This window comes from Streptomyces cynarae (genome assembly GCF_025642135.1).
Classification (GTDB): Bacteria; Actinomycetota; Actinomycetes; order Streptomycetales; family Streptomycetaceae; genus Streptomyces; species Streptomyces cynarae.
Window position 1 is genome coordinate 2,012,428 of record NZ_CP106793.1, and the last position, 20,237, is coordinate 2,032,664.

Here is a 20,237-nt window from a genome sequence, read left to right on the forward strand (position 1 = left end):
AGTCGTGCCGCGCGACCGGCTGCCGATTTCCCGGCAGACGGCCACTTTGCCAGCTCACCCTGCATGCACGGAGATCCATGTCGCATGCCGTCGGTGAGAACCCCCCTTTCGAACCGGACACAGAGCCGGACCGTCCAGGGGCGGACGGTCCGACCGGACGAGAGGGACAAGACTCATGAGTTCCGTTCTGCGCCCTGCCTTTTCGGACCAAGGTCCGTTAGCGCAGGGGAAGTACCGGCCGATCTCCTCTCACCTGGCCATCGCGCCGCCGGTGAGCGTGGTGATTCCCGCCATGAATGAGGCGGAGAATCTTCCCTACGTCTTCAAGACCCTTCCGGACTGGATTCACGAAGTGGTTCTTGTGGACGGCAATTCCACCGACGACACCGTGGACGTGGCGCGCGAGCTGTGGCCCGAGGTGAAGGTCGTCGAACAGCGGGGCAAGGGCAAGGGCGACGCCCTGATCACCGGCTTCGCGGCGTGCACGGGCGACATCATCGTGATGGTCGACGCGGACGGCTCGGCGGACGGTCAGGAGATCGTCAGCTACGTCTCCGCGCTGGTGTCCGGGGCCGACTTCGCGAAGGGCTCGCGGTTCGCCAACGGCGGCGGCACCTCCGACATGACGCCGATCCGCAAGCTGGGCAACCGGGTGCTGTGCGCGATCGTCAACGCCAAGTTCGGCGCCCGCTACACCGACCTGTGCTACGGCTACAACGCGTTCTGGCGGCACTGCCTGGACGAGATCGACCTCGACTGCACCGGCTTCGAGGTCGAGACGCTGATGAACATCCGGGTGGTCAAGGCCGGCCTGAAAGTGCAGGAGATACCCAGCCACGAGTACCTCCGCATCCACGGCACCAGCAATCTGAGCGCGGTACGCGACGGGCTCCGGGTGCTGAAGGTGATCCTCAAGGAGCGCTCGAACCGGCGTGCGCTGCGCCGCCGTCCGCGCGCCGTCGCGCTCAACTCCGGTCAGGGAGAGCTGTCTTGAGCGATCCGGACATCTCCGTGGTCATCTGCGTCTACACCGAGGACCGCTGGGAGGACATCCTCGCGGCGGTCGCCTCGGTGCGGGCGCAGTCCCGGCCGGCGCGCGAGACGCTGCTGGTCGTGGACCACAACGAGACCCTGCTGGAGAGGCTGACCCGGGAATACAAACAGGCCCAGGAGGACGGATCGGTCCGGGTACTCGCCAACGCGGGGCCCCGCGGCCTGTCCGCGGGCCGCAACACCGGGATCGCCGCCTCGCAGGGGGAGGTCATCGCCTTCCTCGACGACGACGCGGTGGCCGAACGGGACTGGCTGAAGCACTTCGCCGAAGGATACGAGGACCCGCGGGTCATGGCCGTCGGCGGCCGAACGATGCCGATCTGGGCGTCGGGCCGCCGCCCGGCCTGGTTCCCGGAGGAGTTCGACTGGGTGGTGGGCTGTACGTACAGGGGGCTGCCGCCCGGCCGGGTCCGGGTGCGCAACGTCCTCGGCGGCAACGCCTCGTTCCGCCGCAGCGCGTTCGACGCGGCGGGCGGCTTCGCCACGGGCATCGGACGCGACGGCGACAAGCGTCCCCTCGGCTGCGAGGAGACGGAGCTGTGCATCCGCCTCACCCGGGCCAGGCCCGACGCGATCCTGCTGATCGACGACCGGGCGGTGATCCACCACCGGGTGCCTCAGCCGCGCGAGCACTTCGCGTACTTCCGCACCCGCACCTACTCCGAGGGCCTGTCCAAGGCGCTCGTGGCCCGCAGCGTCGGTGCCGAGAAGGGCCTGGAGTCCGAACGCCGCTACACCACCCGGGTGCTGCCCGCCGGGGTGGGCCGCGGCCTGCGCGACGCGCTGCTGGCCCGCCCGGGGGCGCGGGCCGGGCGGGTGCGATCGTCGCCGGGGTGCTCACGGCGGCGGGCGGGTACCTGGTCGGAAGCGTCCGGGCGCGCAGGAGTGGCGCGACCTTCGCCGTGGCCGGCGTCCCGGACGGTGAGGGGGCGGCCGCATGAGCGACCAGCCCGTGCCGATCCTCATGTACCACTCGGTGGCGACGGCGCCCAACGAGGCGACGCGTGCGCTGTCGGTGGCGCCCGCGGCGTTCGGCGAGCAGATGGCCCTGCTCGCCGACCTCAAGTTCACGCCCGTCACCACGTCCGACCTGGCGAGGAGCTGGCGGGAGAGCGGCCCGCTGCCCGAGCGGCCCGTCCTCATCACCTTCGACGACGGCTACGAGGGCGTGCACCGGCACGCGCTGCCCGTGCTCGCGCGGCACGGCTTCGCCTCCACGCTGTTCGTCTCCACCGGGTGGATCCGGGGTGCCCACGACACCGGCGGCGGCCTGGACACCATGCTCGACTGGCAACAGGTCCGCGACCTCGTGGACGCCGGGGTCGAGATCGGCGGGCACAGCCACACGCACCCGCAGCTCGACCAGCTCCCCGACGACGCGCTCTGGTTCGAGCTGCTGCGCTGCAAGGAGATCATCGCCGACGAACTCGGCGCCCGCCCGGTGTCGTTCGCCTACCCGTACGGCTACTCCAGCCGCCGGGTGCGCCGCATCGTGCGCGAGGCGGGCTTCGGTCAGTCGCTCGCCGTGGGGAACGCTCTCGCACGCCGCCGCCAGGGCCCGTACGCGCTGCAACGGGTCACCGTGCGCCGCACCACCGGTGTCGAGGAGTTCGAGCGGCTCGTCCAGGGCCGTGCGATCGCCCGCACCTTCGCCAGGGACCGCGCCCTGACCAAGGGGTACGCCGTGGTCCGAAGAGCACGCCAGGTCCGCCGGAAGGCCATCCGTTCCCGTGTCTGACACGACCACCACAACCCAGGCCGGTGAGGCCACGACCGCGGAAACCGGGCAGCCGTCGGGCCGCCGCCTCCGCCTGCCCGGAAGGGGCGGCGTCCCAGGAGGCGGCAACCAGCTGTTCCGCAACGCCTACGCGCTGATGCTCAACACCGGGATCTCCGCGGTGCTGGGCCTCGGCTACTGGCTGGTCGCCGCCCGCTACTACTCCGACGCCGCGGTCGGCCAGGGCTCGGCCGCGATCGCCGCGATGAAGCTGCTCGCCGGGCTCACCGCGGTCACGCTCACAGGTGCCCTGGCCCGCTTCACACCGGTCGCGGGACGCGCCACCGGGCGCCTCATCCTCCGTACCTACGCGGGCAGTTCGCTCGTCGTGGCGATCGCCGCGGGCGTGTTCCTGCTGACGCTGGACCTGTGGGGGCCGTCGTACCGCTTCCTGCACGGTCCCGGCCCCGCCCTGGTCTTCGTGGTGGCCGTGGTCTCCTGGAACCTGCTCACCCTCCAGGACGGTGTGCTGACCGGGCTGCGCAGCGCGCTGTGGGTGCCGGTGGGCAACACCGTCTTCTCCGCGGTGAAGCTGCTGCTGCTCGTCGGTTTCGCGGCTGCGATCCCGATGCTGGGTGTCTTCGTCTCCTGGGTCGCGGCCATCGCCACGTCCGTGGTGCCGCTCGGCTGGCTGGTGTTCCGGCGTCTGGTGCCGCGGCACGTCAAGGCGACCGAGGACCACGCCAGTCCGCCGTCGCTGAAGGAGGTCGGGCGGTTCCTGGCCGGCGACTACACCGGCTCGCTGTTCTCACTGGCCGTGGTCTACCTGGTGCCGGTGATCGTGGCCTCGCAGGTCAGCGCCGCGGACAACGCGTACTTCTACATCACCACCACCATCGGCGGCACGACCAACCTGCTCGCCATCAACATGGGCGCCTCGCTCACCGTCGAGGGCTCGCACGACCCGGCGCGACTCGCCGCCAACACCCGGGCGGCGCTGAAGCGCATGGTCCGGATCATGCTGCCGGTGTGCGGGCTGCTGTTCCTGGGCGCGCCGGTCATCCTGCACGTCTTCGGCGACGGCTACGCGCACGCGGCGAGCCCGCTGCTGCGCTGGTTCGCGGTGGGCGCGCTGCTGCGGGTCGTGATGGAGACGTACTTCGCGGTGCTGCGAGCCCAGAGCCGTACCTCCGGGCTCGCCTACCTCCAGGGCCTGCTGTGCGTCCTGGTGCTCGGACTGACCGTCCTTCTGCTGCCCCGTATGGGGCTGACCGGGGCGGGCGTCGCGGAGATCTCCAGCCTGTCGGTGATCGTGGCGATCGCCGCACCGAAGCTGCTCAAGATCGTGCGCACCGCCCCGGCGGACGCGGTGCCCGAGGACGCGGCACCGGACGGGGACCTCTCCGACCTCGAGGTCCCCGAGCCGAGGAGCGGCCCGTCCTGGGCGAAGAGGCTGGACGCGGACACGCTGGCGCTCGGCGTCCACGTGGACTTCGACCACCAGGAACGCAGGCCGGACGTGCGGCGGGGGCCGGGTACCCCGCCGGCTGGAACACCGGTGCCCCCGGGCGGCCCAGAAGGGGCGCGGGGAACGGCGCGACCAGCCGCGGACGACCCGCCGTCGAAGCACGGTGCGGCCTCTCCCATCGGGCCGATTCTGTTGGGCTGTCTGCTCGTGTCCGCGCTGCTGCTCTACTGGGTACCCGCGCTGAGCCTCGACGACGGTTCTCTGGACCGTATGGGCGGCCTCGGCCTGATCTCGGTACTGCCGCTGCCGACTCTGCTCGGCGCGGCCCTCCTCGTCGTGGTCTTCGCCGCCCTGCTCTGGCGCGCCCGCGAGCACAAGGTCCTCTTGCTGGCGACCCTGGTGGCCACCGTCGTGTCGCTGCACGCGCTGCCCGCCGTGATCGAGACCGAGCCGCGGTTCCCGACGGCCTGGCAGCACCTCGGCTTCCTCGACTACATCGACCGCACCGGGTCGGCCGTGCCGTTCCTGGACGCCCGCTGGAGCTGGCCGGGGTTCTTCGCGGTGGCCGCGTTCGTCGCGAAGGCCTGCGGGGTCACCGACCTGACCGAGGTCATCCGCTGGTGGCCGCTGACCATCCAGCTGCTCTACCTGGCGCCGATGTTCCTACTGGTCCGCTCGATGCGGGCGAGCTGGCGCGCCAAGTGGACCGGAATCTGGATCTTCGTGCTCAGCGGCTGGGTCGGCCAGGACTACTTCTCCCCGCAGGGCTTCACCTATCTGTTCTATCTCGCCTTCGTGGCGATCCTGCTGGTCTGGTTCCGCGCGCCGCGCGTGCTCTGGACCCGGAGGCGCCCCGGCGAGGCCGAGGTGGAGCCCACCGGCCGCGGGCAACGCGCCGTGCTGCTCATGGTGCTGATCGCGCTGTACGCGGCGAGCGTCCCGGCCCACCAGCTCACCCCGTTCATGATGCTGGGCGTGCTCGCGGTGCTCGTCCTGGTGGGCCGCTCCGAACTCCGTGGTCTTCCTGTCCTGTTCGCGGTGCTGGTCATGTTCTGGTTGGGCTACATGGCGGAGCCGTACTGGTCCGGCCACTTCGACGAACTCTTCGGCGGCGTCGGCGGCGTCGGCAGCAATGTGTCGACGTCCGTCTCCGGCCGTATCCAGGGCGGCGACTCGACGCACAAGCTGGTGCTGTACACGCGCGTGCTGCTGGCCGGCGTCGTGATGGCGTTCGCCTGCTGGGGCTGGTGGCGGCGGCGCGAGCACAAGTACCGGGAGCGGTCGCTGCTGGTGCTCACCTTCGTCCCGTTCCTGGGCTTCGGCATGCAGTCCTACGGCGGCGAGATGGCGCTGCGCGTGTTCATGTTCGCGGTGCCGGGCGCGGCCCTGCTCTGCGCGCTCGCGCTCTTCCCGCGCACCGGCGTGACGGCCGAGGAACGGGACAAGGACCGGGCGAGCCTCGCGCCGCTCGCCGCCCTGATGGCGGGCCTGCTGCTGATGGGCGGCTTCCTGGTGGCCCGCTGGGGCAATGAGCCGTTCGAGCGGATCCGCCCCGGCGAGGTCGCGGCCATGGACTATGTGTACGCGCACGACAAGCCGACGGTACGGCTGCTGTGGCTGAGCAACGACACGGTCAACGACGTGACGCCGGCGATGCCGTGGGGCGCCAAGGACATGGAGAAGGTGAACTATGTGCCGACCTTGGCGCCCACCGATCCGGTCCTGGTGTCCGGCCTGGTCAAGTCGCTCAAGGACGCGGGCCCCAATTCGTACCTCATGATCAACCGCAGCCAGGTGACGTATCTCCAGATGGACGTGGGCTACTCGGCGACCTGGGAGTCCCGGCTCGTCAAGAACCTGGACGACCGCCAGGAGCTGAAGAAGGTCCTGGTCAACGACGACGTGACCATGTACGCGCTGCGCAAGCAGCCCGCCGGCGAGGTCCCGCAGCCGCGTCCGGGCCCGATCGGCCCGCGGGTGACCTGGACGCCGTGGTCGGTGGTCGGGGGGCTCGCCGCCGTGGCGCTGGTACTCATGCTGACGGCGCGGGAGATGGTGCGGGTCGCGGTACGGCCGGGCGTACGGCAGCTGCGGGTGCTGCAGTCGAGCTTCTGGTTCTCGCTGCCGCTGCTGGCGGTGCTGCTGGCCTCGCTGGTGCAACGGTTCCTGACCATGGGGAAGGGCTGAGGCTCACACGGGCTGCGGAGGCCCACGGAGGGACGGGAGCGCACGGAGGACGGGGCACACGGAGGGACGGGCGTACGAGGTGAAGCGGCTCAGCGCGTGAGCCACTTCACCTCGTACGCCTTCATGTCGAACCGCTTGCCGTCGACCTGGGCGCTGATCGCGCGACCCAGGGTGTTCACCACCAGCACGACCTTGTCGGTGGCGAGGACGCGGACGTTCGGCACGTCGTCCGGGGCCACCGTCACCGTCCGGTACGCGGTGCCGGGCGGGAACTCCTTGGAGAAGCGGGACACCAGGCCGTACATCGGCAGGGCCCGGCCGCCCTCGGCGCTGTCGGTGGGCGTCCACAGACAGCCCGGGCAGTCGGTGCCCTTTTCATCCTCCGGGTTCCAGTAGAAGCCCGAGGACGCGCCGCCCTTGACCAGGGCGATCATCCCGGCGGCCTGGACGGCGACGCGGCGGTCCTCGCTCCAGCCCCTGCGCTCGTCATTGCCGTCGGCGGGCTCGACGTAGTACTCGGCCCACCACAGCGGCAGGCCGTGGGTCTGCCGGCGCACCCACGCGCCGACGGCGGTGAACTTGTCGGTCGCGGCGAACTCGTTCGGAAGCAGCTCGTCGTCGTTGGTGTAGCTGGAGCCGTCCACGACGACGAAGTCGGCGCCCGCCTTGTGTGTGTTCCAGTAGGTGAAGGCGTCGACGATCCGCTGGTCCATGGCACCCCAGGAGCCGCGCAGCGCGGTGGAGGCGTTCTCCTTCTGCCGCGGGTCGACGCTGTCCATGACGAGGTACGGGCCGCCCACCATGATCTTGGGGTCGACCTGCTTGAGCGCCTTGTAGACCAGGTTGTACAGCTCGGTGTAGCCCTCGTAGTCCCAGCGGGCCTTGGAGTCGTTCCAGAAGCCCTTGAACTCGTTCCAGACGACGAAGTGGCGCACGTCCGGGTAGCGCCTGGCGACGGTCGCGGCGAGGGCGGCGTAGTCCTTGAAGTGCTCGGGCCTCGGGGCGGTCTCGAGGGCGGTCTGGCTCCAGTCGGTGTTGTCCGCGCCCGCCTTGCCGCCCTTCATCCAGTCCGGGGCGCAGCACAGCGTGACGACCGGGGTGCCGCCGGTCTTGCGGACGAAGTCGATACGGCGGTCCATCGTTGCGAAGTCGTAACGGCCCTCGACCGGTTCCGGGTTGTCGGCGCCCCACCCCATGACGGCCTGGTTCTGCGGCAGCCCGGCCCCTGACAGCAGCCCCTCGACGCGCTCGGTGGCGGCGCCGCTGCCCTGGTCGGCGCTGTACTGGGTGTGGGTGAAGCCCCAGCCGACGTCCGGTTTCGTCACCTGGGGCGGGGTGGCGGGGGTGCCGTGCACCTTGTCGCCGTCGCGTGTCGTGCCTCTGGTGCTCGCGCCGTTCCCGGGCAGTGTGCTGATCAGGGTGACCACCAGGGCCAGAGCGGCCACGGCCACGCCGAGCAGTGCGGTGAGTCGCCACCGCCGTTCCCCCGAATTCCACCCATGACGTCCCATCAGGGGCCACACTAACGGCGCTGCTTGGGCCGCGGGCAGATTGCGGCGTGCGACAGCCAGGTAACAGCACGTACCGGAAGGGGCTGATCCGGTGGGTATACACCAGGCAAAGACGACACATGCGGCGCACCACGGAAAGCGGATGCAGCAGGCGGCCCCGTGACGGATCATGGCGGCATGTCTGCGAACCCATACGACGCTCTGCCGGTCCGGCTCAACGTCGACGACAGCGACTCCCCCTCCGACGTCGTCGACGCGCTGTTCCTCGGCCGCTTCGCGACGGGCGAGCAGCCCTACTCCCACGCCGCGAACATCGACCGGGTACGGTCCGGGGCCACACTCCTGCCGCCGGGCGCCCGGGTGCTGCGGGTCGCCCGCGACGACGACCGCAGCGCGACGCTCGCCGAGGGCGACGGCTGGACGCTGCTGGTGTCCCGCTGGAACCGCGGCGCGGACGTCACGGTGACCGCGACCAGCGCCGAGCTGGCGGAGAAGGTGCTGGGCGAGGCCACGGACGGCGCGGCCGACGAGCCGGAGCCGCAGCCGGAGAACGTGACGATGGGGTTCTGGTACGTCTCGCCGCGGCGCGGCCCGCACCGTACGACACGGCAGATCTCGGCGGGCACCTGGGAGGAGGTGCGCCCGAACTACACGGCGCCGGTGGCGGACGCCATGGACCGGCTGATGAAGACGACCCCGGAGGACATCGCGGGCCGTCTGCTGCTGCTCCACGGCCCGCCGGGCACGGGCAAGACCTCGGCGCTGCGGACGCTGGCCCGCTCGTGGCGGGACTGGTGCCAGGTGGACTGCGTCCTGGACCCGGAGCGGCTCTTCAGCGACGTCGGCTATCTGATGGACATCGCGATCGGCGAGGAGGACACGGCGGGCAAGGGCCGCTGGCGGCTGCTCCTGCTGGAGGACTGCGACGAACTGATCCGCGGCGAGGCGAAGCACACGGCGGGCCAGGCGCTGTCGCGTCTGCTGAACCTGACGGACGGACTGCTGGGGCAGGGCCGCAACGTGCTGGTGGGCGTGACGACGAACGAGGACCTGGAGCGCCTGCACCCGGCCGTCGTCCGGCCCGGCCGCTGCCTGGCCCGTATCGAGGTCGGCCCGCTCACCCGCACGGAGGCGGTGAGCTGGCTGGGCCGCGAGGAGGGCGTGGGCCGCGAGGGGGCGACGCTGGCGGAGCTGTACGCGCTGCGGCGGGGCACGTCTCCGGCGTCGGTGCCGGACCAGCGGGCGGTAGCGGGCGCGGGGCTGTACCTGTAGGGCGCGACACCCGCAGCGGGCACGACACCTGGAGCGGGCCACGACCGGCGCCTCGACGGCCACCGGTGCTTTGATGGACTTATGACCCTGTTCGTCGGCACGTCGGGGTGGCAGTACCGGGACTGGCGGGACGTCCTCTACCCGGCGGACGTCCCCATGCGGCTGTGGCTGGAGGAGTACGCGACGCGGTTCGCCACGGTCGAGATCAACAACGCGTTCTACCGGCTGCCGACGCGGGAGACGTTCGAGGCCTGGCGGCAACGGGTGCCGGCGGACTTCGTGGTGGCGGTGAAGGCGAGCCGCTATCTGACGCACATCAAGCGGCTCAAGGAGCCCGAGGAGCCGGTGCACCGTCTGATGAGCCACGCGGCCGGGCTCGGCAACCGCCTGGGCCCGGTCCTGCTCCAGCTCCCGCCCACCCTGCGCGCCGATCCGGCACTCCTGGACGACTGCCTCGCCTGTTTCCCGCCCGGCACCCGGGTCGCGGTCGAGCCACGCCACGACTCCTGGTGGACACCCGAGGTGCGCGCGGTGTTGGAGGCGCGGGGCGCCGCCCTGTGCTGGGCCGACGTGCTGTCCCGCCCTGTCACCCCGTTGTGGCGCACCACGGACTGGGGCTACATCCGCTTCCACACGGGGCGGGCCCGCCCGTGGCCTCGCTACGGCCGCCGGTCCCTGACGACGTGGGTCCAGCGGATCGGGGCGGTGTGGCCGGAGGAGGTGGACGTCTACGCCTACTTCAACAACGACCCGCACGCGGCGGCGGTCCTGGACGCGACGGTGTTCGCGCGGTTGGCGACCACGGCGGGCATGCGGGTGACACGCACGCCTCGAAAGCTCCCCGCACCCTCCACGGGTACGGCGACGTGACCGTCTCCCGCCGCAGCGGTGCGTCCCCTCGTGGGTCCCCTCTTTCCGCCGCACCGGCGATCAGCCACGACGGCGGAGACCGGGGTCCCCCACGCAGTCAAGGCAGTGGGGGAAGTGTCGAACCCTCCCCCGCCACCCAGGGGGACCCGGCGGGCAGCCGACCGCAGTGGTCAACCCCCGTAAGCCGCCCGCAGGGCGTCCCGCACGGCGGCCAACGCCGCGTCCTCGCCCAGCCCCAGCCGCCGCGCCCTTTCGGCGTAGGCGGAGGCGGCCGCAGCCGCCTCTCGCTCCGCGGCCGAGCCGGCGGCGGCCACGAACGTCCCGTTGCGCCCCCGCGTCTCGATCACCCCGTCCTCCTCCAGCGCCCGGTACGCCTTCGCCACCGTGTTCGCCGCGAGGCCGAGGGACTCGGCCAGCCCGCGTACGGTCGGCAGCCGGTACCCCACCGGCAGCACCCCCGCCCGGGCCTGCTCGGAGATCTGCGCCCGCACCTGTTCGTACGGCGGCGCGCTCCCATCGATGTGGATCTTCAAGGTCACGGCCCGATTGTCCCGCACCCATCGGAAAATGAGAGGCACCCCCGCGCCCGGTCCGAATACCGTGCGCCCCCATGACAGTGATCGTGCGCGACCTCCGTCCCGACGTACGAGCCGACACCGAGGGCTTCGCCCGGGTCCGGCGCCTCGCCCTCCCCTTCATCCTGTTCACCCCGGAGTCCATCGCCTACGACGCCGCCCACATGCATCCCGACGCCCACTACCGCCCGCTCGTGGCCGAGGAGGACGGCGAGATCATCGGCACGGCCCAGGTTCACCTCGCCCATGAGAGCCGGGAGCCCGGCCAGGGCAACCTCAACGTCTACGTGCATCCCGGACGCACCCGCCGCGGTGCCGGCTCGCTCCTCGTCCGCGCCGCCGAGGAGTACCTGGCCTCCGTGGGCGCCACCAGGCTCTTCGCCTGGGTCCTGGACGAGCCCGGCAACCGCGCCTTCGCGGAACGGCACGGCTACAGGAGCAGCCGCTCCGCCCACTTCCTCCGCCTGGATCTGGCGAACGGCACCCTGCCCCCGCTCCAGGACCCCCCGCCGGGCGTCGAGCTGCGCACCGGCGCGGACTTCGCGGACGACCCTCGCCCCCTGTTCGAACTGGACGCGGAGACGATGTCCGACGAGCCGAGCGACATCGCATACGAGTTCACGGACTACGAGGCGTGGCTCGAGGAGACGTGGCGCCACCCCCTCCTCAGCCCCGAGCTGACCTCTGTGGCGGTGGTCGACGGCCGCCCCGCCGCGTTCAGCGCGGCCCGCACCGACGGCGGCACCCGCTACGGCACCGTGATGACCGGCACGGCCCGCGCCTTCCGCGGCCGGGGCCTCGCCAAGCTCGCCAAGAACCACTCCCTGCACCGCGCCCGCACCGCCGGGTACACGGAGGCGTTCACGGGCAACGACGCGGGCAACGACCCGATGATCGCGATCAACAAGTGGTTCGGCTACGAGATCTGCGGCACGGAGGTGCGCCATGTCCGCGAACTCGGCTGAGACGGCGGCCCCGATGGACGTCGTCCTGGTCAAGGCGGGCCGTACGAAGATCCGTTATCCCGCCGAGCTGCTGCACGACGACGGCTCGCGGATCACCGTACGCGCCGCCTGGGCGGGCGAGGGCGTCCGTGACTTCGGCTTCGTACGGTTCGAACCCGGTGACGTCTTCACCGAGCACTACTGGCGCGACCGGTGGTACGCGGTGAAGGAGGTCAGGGACAAGCAGGGCAGGCTCAAGGGCTGGTACTGCGACATCACCCGCCCCGCCACGGTCTCCGGCTCCGAACTCGTCGTGGAGGACCTCGACCTGGACCTGTGGCGCTCGGCGGACGGCACGGCCGTGCTGCGCCTGGACGAGGACGAGTTCGCGGCGAGCGGCCTGGCGAGCAGGGACCCGGAGGCCGCGGCGGCCGCCCTGAGCGCCCTGGACGAGCTCGAACTCCTGGCCAAGGGGGGCAACTTCGAGGCTCTGCTGCACTGACCCGCATGCGCTGACCCCGCACCGGGCCGGCCGTCAGACGAGCGCCACCACCGCATACCGCTCGTCGTCCACCTCCTTCCCCCACAGCCGGGCGTCGTCCGACAGCCGCTCGAGGCGTACGTCCCGGACGAGGGGCGCGAGGAGAGCGGTCAGGCGGTCGGCGGGTATGCCGACCGGGCTCACCGTCCCCCACACGCCCTCCACCAGCACCAGGCGGCCGGCCGGGCGCAGCAGTCCCCGCCAGTGGCGCAGTACGCGGCCGGGGTCGGGCAGTGTCCACAGCACATGGCGGACGAGGACGGCGTCGAAGAGCTGCTCGCCGACCGGCGGCGTCGCCGCGTCGCCGACGAGGAACACCGCGTCGCGGCCGGCGAGCTTGGCGCGGGCACGCGCGACCATGGCCGGTGACAGGTCGACCCCTGTCACCCGGTGCCCCTGTTCGGAGGCGAGCAGTGACAGGCTGCCGGTGCCGCAGCCGAGGTCCAGGACGTCGCCGGCCCGCCGCGGCAGCCATGTACCCAACCGGGCGGCCCACGCCTCGCGCACGGCGGGGTCGCGCAGTCCGTGGTCCGGTTCGGCGTCGAAGGTCGCGGCCTCGGCGTCCCAGTCCACGCCGGGTCCGGTGCCCGCGAAGGTTTGGGCTCCGCTGTTCCTGGCCATGTTCCTGGTCATGTCCGTGTTGATGTCTCGGTTCATGACGCCAGGGTGACAGCCGCCACTGACAGTCGAATCGTGACAGCCGCCACAGACATACCTCGACCGATGAGGAACCCTCGCCGAAAGGGTCTACCTCCGCGCGAACGCGGAACCCGGTAGGCACAAGGAGGCAGCCATGCGCCGAGTGACCGTGCACAAGCCCCTGAAGAGGACCGACTCCCGCCGGACGCGCGAGGAAGCCGACGAGCGCCCCACGGAGCGCCCGGAGGTCCGCAAGGACATCGCCCGCGTCTGGTGGCCGGACGGCTGACCCCGGCGCCTCCGACCGTCACGCGCTGCTGCTGGAGTGCCCCTCAGTCCAGCCGCTTGCGGTAGTGGACGCGGTCGTACGGCCCGTCGACACGGCGCTCCACGACCTCGTACCCGTACTTCGGGTAGATCGCCTGGTTCTCCCACATCAGCGCGTTCGTATAGAGCCTGACCTCGGGCAGGCCGAGCGCACGCGCGTGTGCGTCCACGAAGTCGAGCAGTCGGCGCCCCACGCCCCGGCCCTGGGCGCCGGGGTGCACGGCGATGCTGTCGAGGAAGAGATGGTCCTCGAACGCCTCCACCACCACAAGGCCGTTCACGGGCTCTCCCGTCACGAACACCCGCCCCGCGGCCACGTCGTCCGGGTGGTCCGCCTCCATGGGCTTGGGCACCACTCCGATGCGCGCGATGTAGTGGTGGTACGCGGCATCCGTCACGGCCCGTACGGCCGGAACGTCGGCGGCGAGGGCCGGCCTGATCCCCTCGGTCGTACCGGCGTCTTCCATGGCATCTGTCATGGGCGGAACGGTACTTACCTGATCGCAGGCTCAGCACCCGCTTAACGGGACCATAAGGATCTCCACCACCCGCCCCGAACAGGCGGTTTCACGGCTTCCTGCGGCTAGCTTGCTGTTCGCCCCCCACTCCGGGACCTGTCCGGCGGCTCAGGCCGGACAGGCCCCGGCGGCGGTTCAGCTGAACGCCGACGCGCAGGTGGTGGCGGTGGCGTGGGCCGGGTCGAGGGCGTTGGCCGCCTCGTGGAAGGCGATACGGTCGGACAGCCCGATCATCACGTGCTCCGAGAGGTCCACCCCGCACAGGTCCTGCAACAGCACGTTGTGGACGTCGGATCCGGTCAGGAACTGGGAGCGGTACGGCGTGACCACCTCGTCGTACTTGGTGGCGATGACCGTGTAGTGGACGCCGGCCACGGTGTCGCCTCCCGCGTTGAGCTTGGTGAGGAAGGCCGACCCGGCGACCTGGTCGGCGAGCCCGGGCGTGGTCGCGGAGAGAAGGTCCTGCGCGCCGGGGAAGTACGGCAGCAGGTTGGTGAGTCCGTCCAGGGTGGTGCCGTGGTTGTCGGGCGCGATGCCGACGAGGGTGTTCACCTTGGCGGCGCCGCCGAGGAACTTGAGGTAGTAGCGGGGCATCATGCCGCCCTGGGAGTGTCCGACGATGTCGACCTTGGCGGCGCCGGTCGCGGCGCGCACGTCGTCGACGAAGACGGACAGTTGCTGCGCGGACTGGTCGATGGGGCCGAGGCCGTGGAAGAGCGGGACGCCTGAGAGTTGGCCGTAGTCGAGGGAGAAGACGCAGTAGCCGCGGTCCTCCAGGTAGGGGGCGAAGGCCAGCCAGTTGTCGACCGAGTTCGCGAAGGTCCCGTGGACGAGGACGACCGGGCGGGGGTGGGCGGCGGACGGCTTGCAGGAGTAGTCGTTCCAGCCGGTGCTGGGGGCGGCGGCCTCGGCGGTGGCGGCGGGGACGAAGGCGACCGCGGCGGTCAGCGCCAGCGCGGCAAGCGGTCTGATCAGGCGTTTCCAGGGCAGCATCGGGTGATCTCCTTGCGGCTCAGGGGAGAAGCGACGACCTTGCGCCCTGTGATCCGGATCACGGGATGCTGTTCACTCGTCAAGTTACGAACGAGTAGGTGACAAGTGAAGTTACGCGTCAGTAAAAACTTTCAGTGATAACTGACCGCGGCGGTGATTCCTGGTAATGCCCTGAACGTATGCGGCGACTCGTCACCAGACGGGCTTGATCGGCCCATAGGGCGCGATACGCAGCAACTGATGCTGCAAGGAACGGATTTCACGCTCCCCGAGCAGTTCCACCCATGGCCGCACGGCCTCCGCCGCAGCCTCCTCGGCGGCCCGCGTACAGGCCCACCCGCGCTCGGTCAGCACGATCAGCCGTGCCCGCGCGTCCTCGGGGTGCGGCCGCCGCTCGGCGTACCCCTTGCGCACGATCTCCTCGACGAGCTGACTGGCCGCCTGCTTGGTCACCCCGAGATGGGCGGCCAGCTCGGTGACGGTCGCCCCGTCCGGCGCGAGTCGCGCGAACGCGAAACCGTGCGCCGGCCGCAGCCCGTCGAAGCCGCGCGCCGTGACGCCGTCGTGGATGCGTTGCGTCAGCTCACCCGCGACGGCGAGCAGGGCGGCGGACAGGGCCATGGCCTCGGAGTTCTGCACGGAAGCATTGAAACACCCTTGACTTGACGGTCAAGCAGGTTGACCATATGAGCGATACAGATAGTCAAGCAGCTTGACCAACATGCTTGGAGGCACCCATGCCCGTCGTCCGCTCCTCCCAAGCCGTCACCCATGAGATGCACGGCGCCCGCTTCGTCTCGCATGCCACTCCCCTGAGCGGGAGCAGGGAACTGTGTGCCTGGCGCGGCGAGATCCCCGCCGGGACCCGCGCTCCCCTCCACACCGTGAACCGGGAGGAGATCTTCCATCTGCTCAGCGGAGAGTTGCTGATCACGCTCGACGGTCACGACGAGCGGATCACCGCGGGCGACACGGTGATCATCAATCCCGGCGTGACCTTCGGCGTGGAGAACCCCACGGACGAGGTCGCCGTCTCCTGGGTCACCACCTCCATCGGCCTGGAGGCGGTGCTCGCGGACGGCACGCGTATCACACCCCCGTGGGCGAGTTGAGTGATCTACGCGGCCAGTGATCCCCGTATCACCGCCCGGGGCCCGAACTTCGCCCGCGCACGGTCCGCGACCTCCTCGACGCGGCGGACCTTCTCGTCCACCGGGTCGAAGGTGAGCTGGTGGGCCGCGTGTTCGGCGGAGCTCAGGTCCTCGGTGCGCAGGGCGATCGCACGGACGCGGGCGCGCTGCAGGCCGAGCGCCTCGTACATGCGGTATGCCTCGGCGGTGAGGGCAGCGGAGTGTGCGGTCGGCTCGGCGAGGGTGCGGGTGCGGGTCGTCGCGGAGCGGTCGGCGTAGCGCACGGTGAGGGTCAGCCTGCCGCACACCCGCTCCACGGCGCGCAGCCGTGCGCCCAGTTCCTCGGCGGCGGACAGCAGGGCGCGGCGGTGCCGGTCCGGGTCCAGTTCGTCGCGCTGGAAGGTGCGTTCGGTGGCGAGGGAGCGGGTGACGGCGTTGGGCACGACCCGGCCGCGGTCGATACCGTGCGCCTTCTCGTGCAGTTCGCGGCCGGCCCGGGCGCCGACGAGCCGCTGCACCGTCGACAGGGGCGCGGCGGCGAGCCTGCCGATGGTGTCGAGACCGTACTCGCACAGGGTGCGGGCGGTCGCGCCGCCGACCCCGGGCAGCGCCCGCACCGGGCGGTCGGCCAGGAACTCCGTGACGGCGTCCGGGTCGTCGGGCACCACCCGGATCTGCCCGGGCGCCGCCTCCCCGAGGGCCATGCGGGCCAGCATCGGCCCCGGCCCGGCCCCGATCACGCAGTCGACCCCGTGGTGCGCGATGGCCCGTACGCGGATCAGCCTGGCCAGTTCGACGGCGTCCCGTCCGAAGTACCGCTCCGCTCCCCCGAGGTCGGCGAGCGCGGCGTCGGGCGGCAGCGCCTCGACGACGGGCGTGAACTCCTCGAGGAGCCCGAGCAGCCCCGGCAGGGCCGCCTCGTACAGCTCGGGCAGCTGGAAACGTACGCAGAGGATGGTCATCCCGCACTCCCCGGACTCTGGTGCCACAACTTCCTTCCGCCCGCCGGGCCCTCGCCTGCGGGACGCATGTCGGCCCAGGGGTTCATCTCGTACCCCGTGGGCATCCGGATGCGCCGGCCCCCCGCCGCGTCCCCCTCGCCGTCCGGCCGGTGCGCCGTGGGCTCCGCCAGCCGTTCCGCCACCACGTCGAGGCCGCCCTCGGCGCGCAGTTCGACCAGCTCGGCGAGGTTCCAGGCGGCCGAGCCGACCACGCTGAGGCTGCGCGGTCCGCGCCGCTGCACCACTCCGCGCACCAGCAGCAGCCAGGAGTGGAAGACGGTATGGGCGCAGGTGTCGTGGGAGTCGTCGAAGAAGGCGAGGTCGACCAGGCCCGTGCCGTCGTCGAGCGTGGTGAAGATGACCCGCTTTCCGGAGCGGATCGGCGGGGTCTGGGTGGCCGCCTTGGCGCCCGCGACCAGCACCGTCTCGCCGTGCCGGGCCTCACGCAACCGGCGTGCCGAGATCACGCCCAGCTCGTCGAGGAACGTGCGGTAGTCGTCCATCAGGTTGCGCGAGGCGTCCATGGACAGCACGCCCAGCTCGGCGCTGAGCCGCTCCTGGGCGGTGAGGTCGGGCAGCCCGGCTGGGGCGGTCCTGCGTCCGCCCGCCAGGGGAGCTGGCCGCCGCCCGCGCCCCGGGAGCCCCGGTGCAGCTCGGCCAGGTGCAGTTGCAGATCGCGGCGGTTGGCGCCGAACGCGTCCAACGCGCCGACCTGCGCGAGCCGCTGGGCGAGGGGGCGGCTCGGCCGGGCCCGCTCCCAGAAGTCGAGGAGGGAGGCGTACGGCTGTCCGGCCTCGATCCGCCCGGCCTCGGCCTCGCTGATGCCGTGCACGTCGGAGAAGGCGAGACGGAGGCCCCAACGCCCGCCGGAATCAGGTGATTCAGACACCAGTTCGATACGGTGTGCGGCGCCCGACTTGTTCACGTCCAACGGCAGGATCGGCACACCCCGGCGCCGCGCGTCCGCCAGCAGCAGCCGCTTCGGGTACATGCCGGGGTCGTGGGTGAGCAGCCCCGCGTAGAAGGCGGCCGGGTGATGGGCCTTCAGCCACGCGGACTGGTACGTCGGTACGGCGAAGGCGACCGCGTGCGCCTTGCAGAAACCGTAGGAACCGAAGGCCTCGACGATCTCCCAGGTCCGCTGGATCGTTTCCGCGTCGTATCCGTTCGCCGCCGCCCGCTGCGCGAACCACACCCGGATCCGCCCCTGCGCCTGAGGGTCGGACAGCCCGCGCCGCACCTGGTCCGCCTCGCCCCGCCCGCAGCCGGTCATGATGTCGACGATGTGGATGATCTGCTCGTGGAAGACGACGACGCCGTACGTCTCCTTCAGCGGTTCCTCCAGGTCGGGGTGCGGATAGCGGACGGGCGCCCGCCCGTGCCGCGCCTCGATGAACGGCCGCACCATGTCGGCCGCGACCGGCCCCGGCCGGAACAGGGAGATGTCGACGACCAGGTCGTGGAAGCCGGCCGGCTGGAGCCGCCCGACCAGGTCCCGCTGGCCCGGCGACTCGATCTGGAAGCAACCCAGGGTCTCGGCGGAGCGGATGAGCCGGTACGTCGCCGGGTCGCCCGGCGCGAGGGAGTCCAGGTCGATCCGCCTGCCGAAGGTCCGCTTCACCTCCGCGACCGCGTGCGCCATCGCGGACTGCATCCGCACCCCGAGCACATCGAGCTTGAGCAGCCCCAGCTCCTCCACGTCGTCCTTGTCGAACTGCGACATGGGGAAGCCCTCGCCGCTGGTCGGCATGACCGGCGTACGGGACAGGAGGGAGGCGTCGGAGAGCAGGACCCCGCACGGGTGCATGGCGACCCCGCGCGGGAGGGCGTCGAGCGCCTCGACCAGCTCCCACAGCGGGCCGTACCGCTCCTTCTCCCCCGCCAGCCGCTTCAGCTCGGGCAGCTCCTCCAGCGCCGCGCGGGCGTCGCGGGCGCGGATGTGCGGGAAGGACTTGGCGATGCGGTCGATCTCGGCCGGGTCCATGGACAGGGCGGCGCCGACATCGCGGATGGCGTGCCGCACGCGGTACGTCTCCGGCATCGCGACCGTGGCGACCCGCTCGGTGCCGAACCGGCCGATGATCGCCCGGTAGACCTCGAGGCGGCGCGCGGACTCCACGTCGATGTCGATGTCGGGCAGGGCGACGCGCCGCTTGGACAGGAAGCGCTCCATCAGCAGCCCGTGCTCGATGGGGTCGGCGTGCGCGATACCGAGGAGGTGGTTGACGAGGGATCCCGCGCCGGAACCGCGCGCGGCGACCCTGATGCCCATCTTCCGCACGTCGTCCACGACCTGGGTGACGGTGAGGAAGTAGGAGGCGAAGCCGTGGTGGGCGATGATGTCCAGTTCCTCGTGCAACCGCTCCCAGTAGTCGCGGCGGCCGGCGTAGCCGCGCAGCACCATGCCCGCCGCCGCTCGGGAGGCCAGTGCGCGCTGGGCGGTGCGGCGGCCGGCGCCGACGAGATGCGGTTCGGGGAAGTGGACGGTGCCGATGCCGAGGTCGTCCTCGGGGTCGACCAGGCACTCGGCGGCCGTGGCCCGGGTCTGCTCCAGCAGGCGGTGGGCGGTGTCGCGGCGGAAGCCGGCCGCCTCCACCACCCGCTCGGCGATCTCGGACATGGCGCCCGCGTCCTTGAGCCAGGCCTCGCCGGAGTCCAGCTCCTTGGTGGGGTCGACGGGGACCAGACGGCGGGCGGCGTCCAGGACGTCGGCGACCGGGCCGAGGCCGGGGTCGGCGTACCGGACGGCGTTGCTGAGCACGGGCCGGACGCGCTGTTCGGCGGCGAAGCCGACGGTGCGGGCGGCCAGGCGCAGGGAGCCGGGGCCGGTTCCGGAGCGGCCGTGCCAGACGGCCTCCAGACGCAGGGCGTCGCCGTAGACCTCGCGCCAGGGTGCGAGCAGCTTCGCGGCGCGGTCCGGGCGTCCGGCGGCGAGGGCACGGCCCACGTCGGAGTCGGGGCCGAGCAGAACGGTCAGGCCGTCGGCGTGGTTGTCGGCCCAGGGCAGCAGCGGGGTGCCCTCCTGCGTATGGGCGGCGGAGACGAGACGGCACAGGTCGGCCCAGCCGCGGGCGCCGTCCCGGGCGAGGAAGACCGCGCGGGGTGTCGACTCGTCGATGAAGGCACCGCCGCGCACGGGGGCACGGCGCCTCTCGCGTCGTACGGGCTCGTACTCCGCCACCGCCAGCTGCGCCCCGAACAGCGGCCGGATCCCTGCCGCCGCGCAGGCCCGTGCGAACCGGACCGTGCCCGCGAGGGTGTCCCGGTCGGTGAGCGCGAGGGCGTCCATGCCCAGCTCACCGGCGCGCTCGGCCAGCCGCTCCGGGTGCGAGGCGCCGTACCGCAGGGAGAACCCGGAGGCGGTGTGCAGATGCGTGAAACCCGGCACACGCACCTCCCGTACCCGTGAGCCACCCACACGACTCTCGAACGTTCGTTCCCATCCCCCTCAGCACCACCATAGACCAATTTTCGAACTGCCGTACGACAAC

16 protein-coding genes and 2 pseudogenes are annotated in these 20,237 nt (G+C 71.5%); 10 read left to right on the forward strand and 8 right to left on the reverse strand.

The window, feature by feature from the left end; genetic code table 11:
• Positions 1-175: 175 nt before the first annotated feature.
• The 4 genes and pseudogenes from N8I84_RS09510 to N8I84_RS09525 all read left to right on the forward strand — a co-directional run bounded on the left by N8I84_RS09510 (position 176) and on the right by N8I84_RS09525 (position 6,425).
• Complete coding sequence (locus N8I84_RS09510; protein ID WP_263229119.1) at positions 176-994, forward strand: glycosyltransferase family 2 protein; 819 nt, start codon at positions 176-178, stop codon at positions 992-994.
• Positions 991-1,994, forward strand: a pseudogene (locus tag N8I84_RS09515) (glycosyltransferase family 2 protein). Before N8I84_RS09510 ends, N8I84_RS09515 begins: the two are co-directional and overlap by 4 nt.
• Complete coding sequence (locus N8I84_RS09520) at positions 1,991-2,791, forward strand: polysaccharide deacetylase family protein (RefSeq protein WP_263229120.1); 801 nt, start codon at positions 1,991-1,993, stop codon at positions 2,789-2,791. The pseudogene N8I84_RS09515 and the gene N8I84_RS09520 overlap by 4 nt, the downstream one beginning before the upstream one ends.
• A complete protein-coding gene (locus tag N8I84_RS09525) occupies positions 2,784-6,425 on the forward strand; it encodes a lipopolysaccharide biosynthesis protein (RefSeq protein WP_263229121.1) in 3,642 nt (1,213 codons plus the stop codon). Before N8I84_RS09520 ends, N8I84_RS09525 begins: the two co-directional genes overlap by 8 nt.
• A gap of 89 nt (positions 6,426-6,514) precedes the next feature.
• Here the strand turns inward: N8I84_RS09525 and N8I84_RS09530 are convergent, their stop codons facing one another.
• Positions 6,515-7,936, reverse strand: a complete 1,422-nt coding sequence (locus N8I84_RS09530; RefSeq protein WP_263229122.1) for a GH39 family glycosyl hydrolase — start codon at positions 7,934-7,936, stop codon at positions 6,515-6,517.
• 177 nt (positions 7,937-8,113) lie between these two features.
• On the opposite strand from N8I84_RS09530, the gene N8I84_RS09535 reads away from it, so the two are divergent.
• Positions 8,114-9,208, forward strand: coding sequence for a DUF5925 domain-containing protein (locus N8I84_RS09535; protein WP_263229123.1), 1,095 nt, complete (start codon positions 8,114-8,116; stop codon positions 9,206-9,208).
• A gap of 81 nt (positions 9,209-9,289) precedes the next feature.
• The gene (locus N8I84_RS09540) at positions 9,290-10,078 is read left to right on the forward strand and encodes a DUF72 domain-containing protein (RefSeq protein WP_263229124.1); all 789 of its coding nucleotides are present in this window, start codon (positions 9,290-9,292) and stop codon (positions 10,076-10,078) included.
• 170 nt (positions 10,079-10,248) lie between these two features.
• On the opposite strand, the gene N8I84_RS09545 is transcribed toward N8I84_RS09540, so the two are convergent.
• A complete protein-coding gene (locus tag N8I84_RS09545; RefSeq protein ID WP_200421426.1) occupies positions 10,249-10,617 on the reverse strand; it encodes a GntR family transcriptional regulator in 369 nt (122 codons plus the stop codon).
• Positions 10,618-10,688: 71 nt separating this feature from the next.
• Here N8I84_RS09545 and N8I84_RS09550 point away from each other — a divergent pair, with 71 nt between their 5' ends.
• Positions 10,689-11,618, forward strand: coding sequence for a GNAT family N-acetyltransferase (locus N8I84_RS09550; RefSeq protein WP_263229125.1), 930 nt, complete (start codon positions 10,689-10,691; stop codon positions 11,616-11,618).
• A complete protein-coding gene (locus N8I84_RS09555; protein WP_263229126.1) occupies positions 11,599-12,099 on the forward strand; it encodes a DUF402 domain-containing protein in 501 nt (166 codons plus the stop codon). The genes N8I84_RS09550 and N8I84_RS09555 overlap by 20 nt, the downstream gene beginning before the upstream one ends.
• Positions 12,100-12,132: 33 nt before the next feature.
• On the opposite strand, the gene N8I84_RS09560 is transcribed toward N8I84_RS09555, so the two are convergent.
• A complete protein-coding gene (locus tag N8I84_RS09560; RefSeq protein WP_263234713.1) occupies positions 12,133-12,759 on the reverse strand; it encodes a class I SAM-dependent methyltransferase in 627 nt (208 codons plus the stop codon).
• Positions 12,760-12,931: 172 nt separating this feature from the next.
• Between N8I84_RS09560 and N8I84_RS09565 the strand changes: the two genes are divergently transcribed.
• Complete coding sequence (locus N8I84_RS09565) at positions 12,932-13,066, forward strand: hypothetical protein (RefSeq protein ID WP_263229127.1); 135 nt, start codon at positions 12,932-12,934, stop codon at positions 13,064-13,066.
• Between the two features lie 43 nt (positions 13,067-13,109).
• On the opposite strand, the gene N8I84_RS09570 is transcribed toward N8I84_RS09565, so the two are convergent.
• From N8I84_RS09570 to N8I84_RS09580, 3 genes are all read right to left on the reverse strand, one after another.
• Positions 13,110-13,583, reverse strand: coding sequence for a GNAT family N-acetyltransferase (locus N8I84_RS09570; RefSeq protein ID WP_263229128.1), 474 nt, complete (start codon positions 13,581-13,583; stop codon positions 13,110-13,112).
• A 174-nt stretch (positions 13,584-13,757) separates the two neighbouring features.
• Positions 13,758-14,615, reverse strand: coding sequence for an esterase/lipase family protein (locus tag N8I84_RS09575; protein ID WP_263229129.1), 858 nt, complete (start codon positions 14,613-14,615; stop codon positions 13,758-13,760).
• A gap of 192 nt (positions 14,616-14,807) precedes the next feature.
• Positions 14,808-15,254 carry a MarR family winged helix-turn-helix transcriptional regulator gene (locus N8I84_RS09580; RefSeq protein ID WP_263229130.1) on the reverse strand — a complete coding sequence of 149 codons (447 nt, stop codon included), beginning with the start codon at positions 15,252-15,254 and terminating at the stop codon, positions 14,808-14,810.
• A gap of 98 nt (positions 15,255-15,352) precedes the next feature.
• Between N8I84_RS09580 and N8I84_RS09585 the strand changes: the two genes are divergently transcribed.
• Positions 15,353-15,727: a cupin domain-containing protein gene (locus tag N8I84_RS09585; RefSeq protein ID WP_263229131.1), complete on the forward strand. Its 375-nt coding sequence runs from the start codon at positions 15,353-15,355 to the stop codon at positions 15,725-15,727.
• A 5-nt stretch (positions 15,728-15,732) separates the two neighbouring features.
• Here N8I84_RS09585 and N8I84_RS09590 read toward each other — a convergent pair whose 3' ends face one another.
• Entirely contained in the window at positions 15,733-16,707 is a 975-nt protein-coding gene (locus N8I84_RS09590) for a DNA polymerase Y family protein (protein WP_263229132.1), read from the reverse strand.
• A pseudogene (locus N8I84_RS09595) lies at positions 16,704-20,134 on the reverse strand (DNA polymerase III subunit alpha). Before N8I84_RS09595 ends, N8I84_RS09590 begins: the two are co-directional and overlap by 4 nt.
• Between the last annotated feature and the right edge of the window lie 103 nt (positions 20,135-20,237).

Coding starts and splice junctions, on each gene's coding strand:
- N8I84_RS09510 (WP_263229119.1), top strand. CDS start 176: ATGAGTTCCGTTCTGCGCCCTGCCTTTTCGGACCAAGGTCCGTTAGCG.
- N8I84_RS09520 (WP_263229120.1), top strand. CDS start 1,991: ATGAGCGACCAGCCCGTGCCGATCCTCATGTACCACTCGGTGGCGACG.
- N8I84_RS09530 (WP_263229122.1), bottom strand. CDS start 7,936: ATGGGACGTCATGGGTGGAATTCGGGGGAACGGCGGTGGCGACTCACC.
- N8I84_RS09535 (WP_263229123.1), top strand. CDS start 8,114: ATGTCTGCGAACCCATACGACGCTCTGCCGGTCCGGCTCAACGTCGAC.
- N8I84_RS09540 (WP_263229124.1), top strand. CDS start 9,290: ATGACCCTGTTCGTCGGCACGTCGGGGTGGCAGTACCGGGACTGGCGG.
- N8I84_RS09550 (WP_263229125.1), top strand. CDS start 10,689: ATGACAGTGATCGTGCGCGACCTCCGTCCCGACGTACGAGCCGACACC.
- N8I84_RS09555 (WP_263229126.1), top strand. CDS start 11,599: ATGTCCGCGAACTCGGCTGAGACGGCGGCCCCGATGGACGTCGTCCTG.
- N8I84_RS09560 (WP_263234713.1), bottom strand. CDS start 12,759: ATGGCCAGGAACAGCGGAGCCCAAACCTTCGCGGGCACCGGACCCGGC.
- N8I84_RS09565 (WP_263229127.1), top strand. CDS start 12,932: ATGCGCCGAGTGACCGTGCACAAGCCCCTGAAGAGGACCGACTCCCGC.
- N8I84_RS09570 (WP_263229128.1), bottom strand. CDS start 13,583: ATGACAGATGCCATGGAAGACGCCGGTACGACCGAGGGGATCAGGCCG.
- N8I84_RS09575 (WP_263229129.1), bottom strand. CDS start 14,615: ATGCTGCCCTGGAAACGCCTGATCAGACCGCTTGCCGCGCTGGCGCTG.
- N8I84_RS09585 (WP_263229131.1), top strand. CDS start 15,353: ATGCCCGTCGTCCGCTCCTCCCAAGCCGTCACCCATGAGATGCACGGC.
- N8I84_RS09590 (WP_263229132.1), bottom strand. CDS start 16,707: ATGACCATCCTCTGCGTACGTTTCCAGCTGCCCGAGCTGTACGAGGCG.